Annotated in this window: 12 protein-coding genes; 5 read left to right on the plus strand and 7 right to left on the minus strand. The window is 60.9% G+C overall.

All coding sequences use genetic code 11. The features are described from left to right. Positions 1-29: 29 nt before the first annotated feature. The 5 genes from H2510_RS18870 (at position 30) to H2510_RS18890 (ending at position 6,767) form a co-directional block, all read left to right on the plus strand. Positions 30-1,631, plus strand: coding sequence for a proton-conducting transporter membrane subunit (locus H2510_RS18870; protein WP_186629811.1), 1,602 nt, complete (start codon positions 30-32; stop codon positions 1,629-1,631). Continuing rightward, positions 1,628-4,213 (plus strand): DUF2309 domain-containing protein, encoded by a 2,586-nt coding sequence (locus H2510_RS18875; RefSeq protein WP_186629812.1) that lies wholly within the window; start codon positions 1,628-1,630, stop codon positions 4,211-4,213. The genes H2510_RS18870 and H2510_RS18875 overlap by 4 nt, the downstream gene beginning before the upstream one ends. Beyond that, entirely contained in the window at positions 4,210-4,533 is a 324-nt protein-coding gene (locus H2510_RS18880; RefSeq protein WP_136172217.1) for a P-II family nitrogen regulator, read from the plus strand. Before H2510_RS18875 ends, H2510_RS18880 begins: the two co-directional genes overlap by 4 nt. 147 nt (positions 4,534-4,680) lie before the next feature. Next, the gene (locus tag H2510_RS18885) at positions 4,681-5,010 is read left to right on the plus strand and encodes a hypothetical protein (protein ID WP_186629879.1); all 330 of its coding nucleotides are present in this window, start codon (positions 4,681-4,683) and stop codon (positions 5,008-5,010) included. 194 nt (positions 5,011-5,204) lie between these two features. Further along, positions 5,205-6,767 (plus strand): long-chain-fatty-acid--CoA ligase, encoded by a 1,563-nt coding sequence (locus H2510_RS18890; RefSeq protein ID WP_186629813.1) that lies wholly within the window; start codon positions 5,205-5,207, stop codon positions 6,765-6,767. A 23-nt stretch (positions 6,768-6,790) separates the two neighbouring features. Here the strand turns inward: H2510_RS18890 and H2510_RS18895 are convergent, their stop codons facing one another. From H2510_RS18895 to H2510_RS18925, 7 genes are all read right to left on the minus strand, one after another. Next, positions 6,791-7,522, minus strand: a complete 732-nt coding sequence (locus H2510_RS18895) for an SIMPL domain-containing protein (protein WP_186629814.1) — start codon at positions 7,520-7,522, stop codon at positions 6,791-6,793. Positions 7,523-7,632: 110 nt separating this feature from the next. Then, positions 7,633-8,205: a YceI family protein gene (locus H2510_RS18900; protein WP_186629815.1), complete on the minus strand. Its 573-nt coding sequence runs from the start codon at positions 8,203-8,205 to the stop codon at positions 7,633-7,635. A 46-nt stretch (positions 8,206-8,251) separates the two neighbouring features. After that, positions 8,252-9,238, minus strand: a complete 987-nt coding sequence (locus tag H2510_RS18905) for an oxygenase MpaB family protein (RefSeq protein WP_186629816.1) — start codon at positions 9,236-9,238, stop codon at positions 8,252-8,254. A 32-nt stretch (positions 9,239-9,270) separates the two neighbouring features. Beyond that, positions 9,271-9,915, minus strand: a complete 645-nt coding sequence (locus H2510_RS18910; protein WP_186629817.1) for a TetR/AcrR family transcriptional regulator — start codon at positions 9,913-9,915, stop codon at positions 9,271-9,273. 175 nt (positions 9,916-10,090) lie between these two features. Further along, the gene (locus H2510_RS18915; RefSeq protein ID WP_186629818.1) at positions 10,091-10,846 is read right to left on the minus strand and encodes an Ltp family lipoprotein; all 756 of its coding nucleotides are present in this window, start codon (positions 10,844-10,846) and stop codon (positions 10,091-10,093) included. Positions 10,847-11,157: 311 nt separating this feature from the next. Beyond that, entirely contained in the window at positions 11,158-11,577 is a 420-nt protein-coding gene (locus H2510_RS18920; RefSeq protein ID WP_186629819.1) for a hypothetical protein, read from the minus strand. A 451-nt stretch (positions 11,578-12,028) separates the two neighbouring features. Then, positions 12,029-12,508: an N-acetyltransferase gene (locus H2510_RS18925; protein WP_186629820.1), complete on the minus strand. Its 480-nt coding sequence runs from the start codon at positions 12,506-12,508 to the stop codon at positions 12,029-12,031. Positions 12,509-12,557: the final 49 nt, after the last annotated feature.

The raw sequence follows: 12,557 nt of genomic DNA on the forward strand, positions 1-12,557 counted from the left end.
TGAATTGCAATGCATGTATCAATTTACCTATGAGTACTGAGAATGTGTTCGCAGCTGCGCTCATCGGGGTGTTGGTGTTACCCCTCCTCGCTGCTGCGGCAGCCCTGGGCTTGAATGCTCGTCGACCTCGCGTGGCCCGGCAACTGGGCGGTTGGGTCGCGTCCGGGTGTTTCCTCGTCACAGGCGGATTGGGCATTGCCGTCATCACGCATCGCGAGGTGTCGATGTTGATCAGAGGTGAGGACGGAAACGTTCTTGCCGGGGTGGCGGCAAACCGGCTGGGCGTGCTCTTGATGCTGTTGGTATTCGGAGTGAGCGCCGTCGCGCAGAGTTTCGCTGTTCGTTATCTGGCGGGTGATTCTCGTGCACGGTGGTTTTCGGCATCGGCAGGTCTGCTCACCACTGCTTCGATCGGTTTGATGATCTCGGCGACTCTGATAGGCCTCGCAGTGTTCTGGACGATGGCAGGGGTGGCCTTATGTCTCCTGCTCGCTACCTACTCCCACCTGAGCGCGGCACGAGACGGGGTAAGACGAACGACACTCACCTTTTTGGTCGGGGACCTCGCACTCTGGCTTGCGGTCGTATTGGTGACCGTCCACGCGGGCAACCTCGAACTGGGGACGGCAAACGGAATGGACTTCGACGCTTCGACCCTGACCGCAGGCGCGATCGCCTGCCTCTTCGCACTGGCGGCGCTGTCGCGGTCCGCACAGATTCCGTTTCATCGCTGGCTACCCACCACACTGGCTGCGCCGACACCTGTGTCTGCGTTGCTGCACGCGGGGGTGGTCAATGCGGGCGGAATACTACTGATCCGATTGGGAACCCTGGTCAACGGCTCTGGTGTCGCAATGGGGCTGGTGGTGCTCGCGGGTGCAGTCACCATGGTCTACGGGACGCTACTGATGCTGACCAAACCCGACATCAAGGGTGCCCTGACCCATTCGACCATGGCGCAGATGGGTTTCATGACCTTGACCTGCGGTCTTGGTCTCTACGCTGCTGCGGTATTCCATCTGGTGGCCCACGGTCTGTACAAAGCGACTTTGTTCCTCTCCTCTGGGTCTGCTGTCGATCACCACCGCCGAATTGCCTTCGCACCGCCCAAAATGCGGAGCACTCGGACTCGGCACGCGATAGTTGCGCTCGCTTCAGTAGCGGTACCGGCCCTGACGTTGGCTATCGCAGTGCGGGTGTTCCCTCTCCCCGCGGGCGAACACCAGTCCGGGTACGCACTGTTGATCTTTGCGTGGGCCACGGCAACCGCGGCCACCATGGGGTGGCTCGAACGACGATTCGACGTCGGCCGCGCTCTGACAGCAGTGGCGACGCTCGCGGTGGCGTCGGCGGGCTATGTATGGCTCGTCGGTGCCGTCGCCGGATGGATGACCACGGACTTGCCCGATTACACGCCCCCTGTTGCGGCCAATTGGCTCCTCACAGCGATCGCCGGCGTCCTCGTTGGCATCACGGTGGTGCGGTATGCGGATGCCGCAGGACCTTGGGAGTTTCTGCATCGAACGCTCTACGTGCGAGCGCTCAGTGCAGGGCATGTCAGCATGCCTGACCCGCTGTCGAATCGCGCAAAACCAGCCACGACTTCACCTATGACAGGAGCACACCGATGACCGCGGCAGTCGATCACTCATCGAACCGAATCCGTCGAGCCAAGTTGCGTGCAGAGGTGGCCTTGGCTGCCCGGGTACTGCCGACGCACTACCCCGTCGAAACATTCATCGCCGTCAATCCCTTGGCAGGCCTCGAGAGGATGCCGTTCGAGCAAGCCACTCACCGCGCCGGTGATCTCTACGGTGCGCAGGCAACCCTGCCCGAGCAGACATTTCGGGTGCTGTATCGGGACGGTCGAATCACCGATGCCGACATCGACAGCGTTTTGCAGCGACGCTTTCCCGGTGTGATGAACGGTCCCCGGGTGGAACTCGGCACTGAGTTCTCGACACCGGGGCAGCTCCTGAGAGGTGACCTTTTGTACGGCACTACATCCGCTGATTTGCTGCGCAGTAACCGTACTCGCAGTGAGGTGTCCATACCCGTCATCGCTGACACCGTGGACGCTCAAACAGCCAAATGGTGCTCTGCCTTCCTGGGTTCCACCGCAACCGGTTGGCCGATGCCTGGACGTGAGAATGGATTCTTCTCGGCCTGGCACGGGCTCGCACATCGCGACCACACTCTGCCTCGCCAGGTCAGGGCAGAGTTGCGCAAGCTGCCTGTCCGAGCCGACGAAGCTGTGCTGTCGGCACTGGACATGCTTGATATCGATGATGATTCGCGAGCCGCCTACGTGCAAGCACACTTGACTCGTCTGCCTGGATGGGCCGCCCACGTGCGGTGGTGCTCCGAACGAGGAGTTGGAATCGACTTAGTGGACTATTTGGCGATGCGCCTGTCCTACGAGGCAATAATGCTAGCCAGTAGCGGACAGGGCGTCACACACAACTCGGAAATCACAACGGCATCGGAGGTCCCCTCAGCCCGGCAACGGTCGGAAGCTCTCGTGAAGGCTTGGGGTATCGCCAAGGTTACGGAACCTGAATTAACCGCCGCAGCTCGGATTCTTGCTGTCCTACCGGACATCGCGCGTACCGCCATATGGCAGGAAGCCTATGAAGCGCACTACCGCGACGCGCTACTCAGCGACTTGCAGCGCATTCCTCCAACCCATGCTTCCGATCCTGTCCATGTACAGATGGTGTGCTGCATCGACACCCGATCCGAAGGCCTGCGGCGCCACCTCGAAGCACTCGAAGGGTATCGAACTCTCGGTTTCGCGGGATTCTTCGCCGCCGCAATCCGTTTCACCGATCTTGCTGGTGGAGCCAGCAGCGACCTCTGCCCGGTGCTGATTTCTCCGAACCACGATGTCGGCGAACATCCCGCGACGCACGCGCTTTCCGCGGCCACCCGCCGTGTGGCGGGGCTCTCGACGCTCGCGGCCGCCGACGCATCGTTCCATAGTGCGAAAGACTCTGCTGTTGCACCGTTCACCCTCGCAGAGGTAGCCGGATGGGTGGCGGGTCCCTGGGCCGCGGCCAAGACGCTGGCACCCGCCGCCAGCGCCGCGGTCAGGCGGCGAGTGCGCCACCTCATTGCACCACCGGCACCCACTGTGATCAGCGTCGACGACACGATCGCACTGGATCAGCAAGTAGGTATCGCGCAAGCAGCGTTGGCAACGATGGGCTTCACCGACGGGTTTGCGCGCTTGGTCGTGATGTGTGCACACGCCGGCCAGACCGAAAACAACCCCTATCAAGCATCGCTCGACTGTGGTGCCTGTGGCGGACAACCCGGCGCCCCGACGGCCCGCACTGCTACCGCCATACTTAACTCGTATGCCGTCCGCAGGGAACTTCGCAGCAACGGAATCGACATCGGAGATGGTACCTATTTCATTGCGGCACAACACAACACCACCACTGACCGCGTCGTGCTTCTCGATACCCATGTGGTGCCCAACAGTCACAGGGACGACCTTGCACGGCTGACCGCAGACCTCGACATCGTCAGCAGTGCGCTGGCCGTCGAGCGGTGCACGGTCCTTCCAGGCGCACCGAAGACTCCGTCGCCAACCCGAGCAGCCCGCCATGTCAGAGCCCGAGCCGCCGACTGGGCACAGGTCTACCCCGAATGGGGTCTCGCATCCAATGCTGCCTTCATCATCGGGCCACGCACGACCACCAGGGGTATCGACCTGAACCGTCGCGCATTCCTCCACTCCTATGATGCTGCAACCGATCCCGACGGCACCGCCCTCGAGACGATCCTCACCGCTCCCCTGGTGGTAGCGCAGTGGATCAACTGCCAATATTATTTTTCGACTGTCGCCCCCCGCGCATTCGGAGCCGGTACAAAGACCATCCACAACGTCATTGCCGGTGTTGGAGTACTTGCCGGACATGGCGGAGATCTACAACTCGGGCTGCCACAACAATCCGTTACTCACGATGGTCTGCTCGTTCATGAACCCATGCGACTGCTGGCCATAGTCGAGGCACCCCTGGCAAACATCACCACGATCATCGCCCGAAACCCCATGCTCCAGGATCTCGTCGACAACGAGTGGATAGCACTGGCGGCACGCGAACACCCCCAACAACCTTGGCAGCGACACACCCGCATGGGGTGGCAGCGCTGGGACGAACATTCGACAACACCTATCCCCCACGAGCAGGAGACAACCCGATGACATACACAGGCCTGACAAAGATGACCAAGATCGAAATCGTCGTCACCGGAGACGACGCACCAGCAGTACGCGAACTCTTTCGCAACGCCGACGCCACCGGCTTCACCAGCGTGTCCGGGGTTTCGGGCCTTGGCCATCACGGCTATCGCCAGGGCCGATTGTTGTTCAATCAGCAAGCAGCACTGGAGTTACTGATCACGGTGGTTCCAGAGACCAAGGTCGAGGTGCTCCTCGCCGGCCTAAGGCCATTTCTCGACGCCTCACCGGGAGTGCTTTTCGTGTCGGAAACCTACGTCAGCCGCGCCGACTACTTCATGTGAACCAGTGCGGTCATTCACTCAACGGACAACGAGAGCCAGCGTCCGAATAGCTCTCCTGTTTCAGTACACAGAAACGAGTCGGTCGTTCCGAAGGCAACTCGATACACGCCAGTGATGGCAGAGCGTGGGACGAGGACCACGAATCCGGTGTCCGACAGGAGACACCGGATTCGTTTACACCCGTCGCGTCAGGTGTGGTTTCTGTTCGGATGGGCCATCCGCTGGGTGCGACCGGCAATGCTGCTCGGTACGGTCCTCGACGAACTCGAAGCGCACCCAGGGCCGCTACGGACTCATCACACTGCCGACGTACCGCGAAGTCAGATCGGACTGCCCGAGGTGCTTCTCGGAGTACTGCCTGGAGCGGGCAGCGTCGCGCGCACCGTCCGACTGATCGGCATCCAGCGAGGACCAGGGGTGCCGGTCCCTACTGATGAGCCGATGCGACACCGACCTGACGCCGATGGAGGCCAGTGACATGAATCCCCCACGTGGGACCTCAGTCCCACTCGACGGCGGCAGGCGTTGCTCTGCTGCCGTCGCAAACTCGGAGACTTCGATTTGGACGGAAGTCGTCCGCCGGACCGAGTCCCAAGTTAATATTCGCGTCACGATTGCGAGGCAACCGGACTTGCGTAATCGGTGCGCCAATACGATATGAGGATGGTTCAATGTCCGCTCCCACCGTAGGAATCATCTCTGATCGCGTTGAGCATTGGTCGACGGTCAAACCGGACGAGCTTGCGATGGCCTTCCAAGGGTCGGAATACACCTGGTCACAGTGGTACGAGCGCATCCTCCGCGTCGCGGCCGCCCTCGCAGATGCAGGTATCGTAGCCGGCGATACGGTGGCGTTTGTCGACAAAAATCATCTGTCGTGTATCGAAGTAACCTATGCCGCTTCACTTCTCGGTGCGGCGAACGTCGTCCCCAACTGGCGGCTCGCAGGTGAAGAACTCGATTACGTGCTCGCCGACTCAGGTGCCCGCATCCTGTTCGTCGGGAGCGAACTCCACCCACAGATTCTTGCCATCCGCGACCGTCTGAGCGCCGTCGAAATGATCTTCTCGATAGGCGGTGAACACGATGAGTTCGAGCTTTGGATCGACGCAGTCTCGCCGCTACACACCCGTCCACATGTAAGCCCCGATGCGACTGCCCTGATTCTCTACAGCTCAGGAACTACCGGTCGTCCCAAAGGCATTCGGCTGACACATCGAAACCTTTTCGCACACAGCGACAGCATGCTCGAGATCATGCCGGTGGAAGAAGACCACCGATTCTTGATCGCCATGCCTATGTTCCACGTCGGTGGAACCTGCTACGCCATCATGGGGATTCATGCTGGTAAGCACTGCTACTTCACCAGGGAAGCCGACGGCCCGTCTATCTTTGCCGGACTCGCGGCCGGCGCCAACATCGCCTTTCTTGTTCCCCCGGTGATCGCCGCGGTGTTGGCTGCAGGAGAACAAGCGATCAATGCGTTCAAGGCATTCAAGCGCATCATCTACGGCGCTGCACCGATGCCGCTGCCACTGTTACGCGCTGCGCTTGCTGCCTGGCCGGACACCGAGTTCGTACAGGTCTACGGCATGACCGAGTTGGCTGGGGTGGTCACCGCGTTGATGCCCGATGTTCATCGCGATGAGGCCCAGACCGAACGCATGGCCTCGGCTGGGACGCCGATCCCCGGTATGGAAGTCCGGATCGTCGATCCCGTGACACTCGAGGATGCACCAACCGGCATCACTGGTGAACTGTGGTGGCGGTCGGAACAATGCACCCCGGGCTATCTGGGCAAACCCGAGGCTACAGCCGAAACCATCACCTCCGACGGGTGGTTGCGCAGCGGGGACATGGGACGAGCCGATAATGGCGGCTTCATATTTATCGAAGACCGCCTCAAGGACATGATCATTACCGGTGGTGAGAACGTCTACTCCCCTGAGATCGAACGGATCCTGGTGGAGCATCCCGCAATCGCCGAGGTCGCGGTCATCGGCGTCCCCGATGACCGTTGGGGCGAAACGATCAAAGCCGTTGTCGTTCTCGTGCCCGACGCAATCGTCGATGAATCCGAATTGATCACCTACACCCGCGGCCGTCTCGCAAAGTTCAAATGCCCCACGAGTATCGACGTCGTCGAAGTCCTCCCCCGCAACCCCACCGGAAAAATCCTCAAACGCGACCTCCGCAAACCGTACTGGGACAACCGAGACCACAACTTGGTCTAGACACCGAAGAAATATGGTGCCGATCAGTCCAAAGCCCATTTGACGGCCACGGACACGCTGACAGTCTGCTGCCCGGGTTCGATGGGGACCGATGAGTCGGCCATACTCGCGCCCTCTGGGAATCTCGACAGTTGGTCCTGCCCGGTGATGTTTTCGGTAATGGACAGAACTTGCCCGAGGTCGCTACCCGAGAGCGTCGCGTACTGCTCAGCGCGATCGCGGGCGTCGGCGAATGCCCGGGCCCGCGCGTCGGATATCAGTTCCGAATCGTCGTCGATGCGGAACGACACTCCGGAGATCCGGGTTGCGTTGCCACCGGCGGACGTGGCGTCGCCGAGGACCGTCGACGCCTTCGACAGGTCCCGGACCGTGATCCGCAAGGTGTTGGTTGCCTGGTAGCCGGAAATCTCCGAGGTTCCGCCGAGCATCCCGCCCGAGTACTGGGGGTTGATGGACACCTGTTGAGTCTGAATGTCTTCGCGATCGACGCCCGCGTTCGATATCGCATCGGTTACTTTGCCGACCGCAGCATTTGCCTGATCAATCGCGGTCGTGACGTCGTTGGCCATCGTCTCGACGCCGATCTGCGCCGTCAGGGTGTCGGGTGTGCCTTCGACTTCACCGACGCCGTTGACGCTGACTCCGGGCGGCCCATCGGCGGACGCTGTATTGTTCCCGCACCCCGCGGTCAGACCGAGCGCCACGAGTAGTGCTGCTGAACCGATCGCCTTCTGTACCCATCGTTTTCGAATCATCGACGTAGTGTGCACGGTTTCGGTCGAACTCGAAAGACCACAAACGACGAATCATGGTTGGTCCACTCAGCGACAACGAAGTACCCGTCGCACCTGAGATCTTTCGTCGATTACCGACTCGAGGGATTCAGGCTTGACTTCGTGCGCTCGGCCTCGAAGGACACGGTCACCTCGTCGACCACCTTCATAGCACCAAGCATCTGTGAGTACGGCTTGATTCCGTAATCCGACTGGCGCACTGTGTTTTCGGATGCACAGTGCCATCTCGTACCATCGTCGGCGACGGTTACGATCACAGTCTTCTCCAGGGTGACGCCGTGGATCTCCATCGTGCCGCGCAGGCTGAATCCGTTCTCGATCGCGGCGATATCGTCTGATCGGTAACGAATCTGGGGGTACCGTTTCGCGTCGAAGGTCTTCAGCGCGTTAGATTTTGCGAGGATCTTCTCCGGCCCGATCAGCGGCGTGACACCACCTTCACCGTCGACCACGTCGAGTGAATCGACTTCGGCGGTGAGGGTGACCGAGGTGGGAATGTCCCCAGACCAGTCGACCGCGGCCATCCACGACTTGATTGCAATGGTGAGACGGTGGCCCAATTTGGACGCCTTGCCGGTGACGTCCGTCTTGATCGTCAGTTGGCCGCCGTCTGATGCGTCGAATGTCCATCTCACAGGAGTCATAACTCGACAGTAATAGTCGATCAACCACGAAATTCGAGTTCGGCGATCAGAGGGCTGAGGTGACCGAGTCGCCCACGAGAGCCAGATACTGCTCACGCGGCAGGGGCCGGCCGGCGCGCCGGAAGGCTTCCCCCACCGAAACGGTCTCGGGTGTCGTGGGTGCTATGTCAAGGATTGCAGGTGCGAGCACTGCATAGGCCCGGGGTGAGGCACTTTCGAGCTTCTTCGCCAGCATCTTCGGCTGACGTGCGGCCAGGCGCATTGTCGGGCGCAACATTGCGGTGACCAGTGCGTCGACGATCGGTCCTTGGCGCGACCCGATCGCTGCGCGCATCCAGCGAGGCAGAGTGGCGATCGTGGCCCGCCGCAGCACCCACTGGACAAGCGGGCTCATGATGCTCAACGGACCGGGGAGCTCGGTGAGCACAGGATTGGCGCCGTTCAGAATGAGCTGCGCATGCTCGACTGCCGTCTCGCTGACCACCATATCGGGAAGAACGCGCTGGTAGTACGCCCGCATTTCGGCACGGCTCCTTGGGACTTCAGCGGGGTCGATTGTCTGAAACTGCGCGGCGATGGCGCATTCTTCCCAGTATTGGCGTTCGTCCTCCTCGCTCAACCGCCCCGGCCCGAATAGCTCGTAGACGTGAAGGACCGACTGCCACTGAGTGAGGTGTATCCAGAGCTGCCCCGCAGGATCGTTGGGGTCGTAAGTTCGACCGGTTTCTGGATCCAGACCGGTGATGCTCGAATGGATGCGCATCAGGGTGTCGGCGGCGTGCGCGGCTGTAGCGCTGTCCGCCAGCACCAGTGCACCCGCGTATTCCAGGGTGCGGTCGTACCGGTCGGCGGCGCGCTGTCGCAAAGAGCCGGTGCCGGCGACCGAAGCCACCACCAGTGGGTCGAACATCTCGGTGAGCGCGGTGCGCGTGAAGCCCACCGTCATCGAGGTCGGATAGCGGTACACCTTCCAGGTCACCGATTCCGGGCCGAAGATGCCGTAATCGAGCGGTGCATTCACGATGCGTGTCATGCAACACATACTGTCGCATGTGTTGCACGCCGTCAATGGTTTTCGGACGATCCGAGTAGTAGCGGAACCAGAGTTCGTCTCGCATAGCTTCGCGCTCCCGCCTCGGAACGAACATCTATCGAATACTGCGCGGGGATCAGCACGAACGAGGCGAACAGCCGTGCCATGGTCTCCCCGATCGCATCGGCATCGAGGTGAGTCGCCCGGCCGTCCAACTGCAACTTTCGTACACCAGCGGCAGCGAAGGAGCTGGCCAACCGAAGCAACGCGGCTTCGTCGGCCATCCCGGCCGCGATGAGATCCTGCGGCTCGAACTCGGCGGTGCGTCGGATGACCGGATGCGCTTCGGTGAGGCGCACCGCAGCCGCGAAGCCTTCGACGAGCTGTTCGGCCGGATCCTCGACCCCCTCGAGAGACTTCATGATCCCCTGCGCCATGCGTTCACCTTCGCGCAGAGTCATCGCTTGCAGCACAGCATCGCGGTCACCGAAGCGGCGGTAGATGGTGGTCCTGTTGACCCCGGCCCGACGTGCAACACCGTCGATCGTCAGTGCACCGATGCCGCTAGCGGCACATGCCCCTACCGCTGCATCCAGGATTTTGGTCGCCGTCGGGTCATCCGGCACGTCGCTGGCTTCTCCCGCAAACACCCGTTCGAGTACCACTCCCAGATTCACGGAGTCAGACTATCCGACCGAGTCGCGTGAACTGCCTGGCTGCAGGTACTGATACGGGCTGGCCAACTGGGTCCTGGTTGCTCGGCGATGAACCCGGTGAGTGTTGTCGACGCAACGCCCGGGGCGGAGTGACCGTTGGATCCCGACATCCCTGGCGCAGGTTACCTCCGGGAGGCTAGAGCCCTGTCTGATCCACTCCGTACTGAGCCTGTTCAGGGGTGAACCCTTCGTATATCAACTGATCGACGAGGCCTTGACGCGAGAAGGCCGTGTAGTCGAGGTAGTCCTGAGCAGAGAGCGCGGCCTGTTCGTTCCAATCAGCCGCGACATTGTCCACAGCGAAGGTCGCATCCTCGGTCGAGTAGTCCTCGTACGTCAGTTGATCGATCAGACCCTGACGGGAAAACGACGAATAGTCCAGATAGCTGTTGGCCGCACGCACAGCATTGCGCTGTCCGCCGGTCATCCCCGTCTGCCCGCTGGCCGGCTCGGTCGTCTTCGGGGCGGCAGGAGCGATAGGTGCCGGCGCCTCAGGTTCGGTAGTTTCCACCGGTAGGACTGGTGCCGGGGGCGGGGGCGGGGGCGGGAGGACAGTCGTAGTCGTGGCTTTCGGAATGACCGGAGCCTTTTCGACCGCACTCGATTGTGCCGTTGTGGTCGCCTGCCCGCTTGCTACGTCGTCCGATGACTTGTCCGCTGAATTCACCACACCGATAACGACGAGAAGCACCACGCCGGCGGCCACGACCCATGGCCACTTCTTGTGATTGGATCCACCGGACGCTGGATCGGCGGGAGCACCTGACAAGTGTTCGGACGCAGTCGGTTTCATCGGATCTGGTTGAAGAGCGGACGTCCACTGTTGGCCGTCCCACCACCGTAGCTGTGCAGAGCCTTCCGGGTCTGCGTGCCATCCAGGAGGTGTCGTCATGGTTGTTCCTTACTCGTCGGGTGGTCGCCCGTTACTGCTTGTCATTCAGATCCGCTGAGTGTGCAGCCGTGCATGTTTCCCCCACGGCTGCACTGTCACTTCAGAATTCTTCGAGACCATCAGCACAGATCTTCTTCTGCTTCGTCCCATTGGGTCGCAGAATGGTTATGTACTTCAAATTGATACCACCTGCTCCGGGCTCCAGCGGAATCAACTACTAGACCGATTGGCCCTGAACAGCTGAAATGCAAAAGTCGGTCTGAAAATTCAACCGTCCGAATGACTCCACACCGATTCTCGTCCCACGGCTTCTATGGAACAAAGAAGCTTGCGAGTCCCGGAGTGATCGTCCCAAGGGTGGATACGACGGTCAAAACAATGTGCCCAGACCCACTCAGTAATGTCGCCTCGGCCGGAAATCCGTATAATCCGTCCGAGGTTCGCGCCGAGCCAGACGCTCCGGTCGACAGATTCAACCAATGCACGTCGGACGAAAGTAGGCATCCCCACCTGCCTTCTTTGCCACCGGTGATGGTCACCGTGCCAGGCTGTTCGCCGAGCACCGCCACACAGCGCACAGCGGGAGCGTCGAAGCTGCCGTTCGGATTTCCGAACGGTGCCGGGTCGACTTGGAACGGAACGCTCACGACTGCGGATGCAGTTCCAACCGTCGCCAGCGTCGAACCGATCACAACGGATGCGCAGACGAGCAGGGTACGAACAACTTTCATCACAGCAACCTCCAGTGCAGGCCCGAACAGCCGTGGGGCCTATCCTCCGCCCGGCTCACGATCACAGCAAGGGCACACCTCGCCGGCGCCATGTCACGAGTGTCCGGAAGCCACAGCCGATGAGGACATCGACGACTACCTTCCCCCACCGGACCCGCCCGAAGGCTTCGATCTACTCACCGCGGCGCCGGGCATCGTCACCATCACGACAGGAGCAGTGCGCGGTCGAGTACACCTGGCCATCCAACTACGCGACGACGAACCCCAGGAGCTCGCTCCAGAATAAGTGAGACACGGTCGAAGAAATCGGATTCAGAGCCCTGAGCGCACACGCGCGGGCAGCTTCAGGCGAGTACTACCCTTTCACCGTAGCGGAGAAGAAGCGAATTGTTATGAGCGACTATCGATTTCGTTCCAGTCTGAACCGCACCGGCGATATCGATGGCAATTTTTATCGCACTCGCTTGCTGAGATGGACAAGTGCATAGCCGCCTGCAGTCGGTACTCGATGCGTTTCCTGAAACCCGAACCTGGAGTAGAGCCGAAGATTACCGACACTGTGTTCTCCGGTGAACAGCTTCAGCTCGGTGATGTCCTCAGAAATTCGCTCTTCCACGAGTTCGAGCAACCGACTTCCCAATCCACGACCCTGCATGTCCGGGGCTACGACCAGCCTGCCCACCTCTGCACACCGCACATTCGCAGGAAGGACACACACTCGTACCGCCCCGACGAGGCGTTGTGCACCGTCACGCAACCCGAACGAGTCCACCTCGGCCTTGTCGAGTTCAGTCGTCACGTCGGTCAACGATTCGATCAACGGAGGCAGATATAGATCCTCATGGGCCTGGGCCTCGGTTACGTAAGCGGCACGCTGGAGCGTGAACAGCTCACCCGCGTCCTTCGGCGACAAGGTCACAACAGATTCCATACGTAAAACTATTCCAGAAGAGCTCGGCCCAACCCGCGTCCGACAGCTA

Origin of the sequence: Rhodococcus sp. BP22, assembly GCF_014281965.1 — a bacterium.
Taxonomy (GTDB): Bacteria; Actinomycetota; Actinomycetes; order Mycobacteriales; family Mycobacteriaceae; genus Rhodococcoides.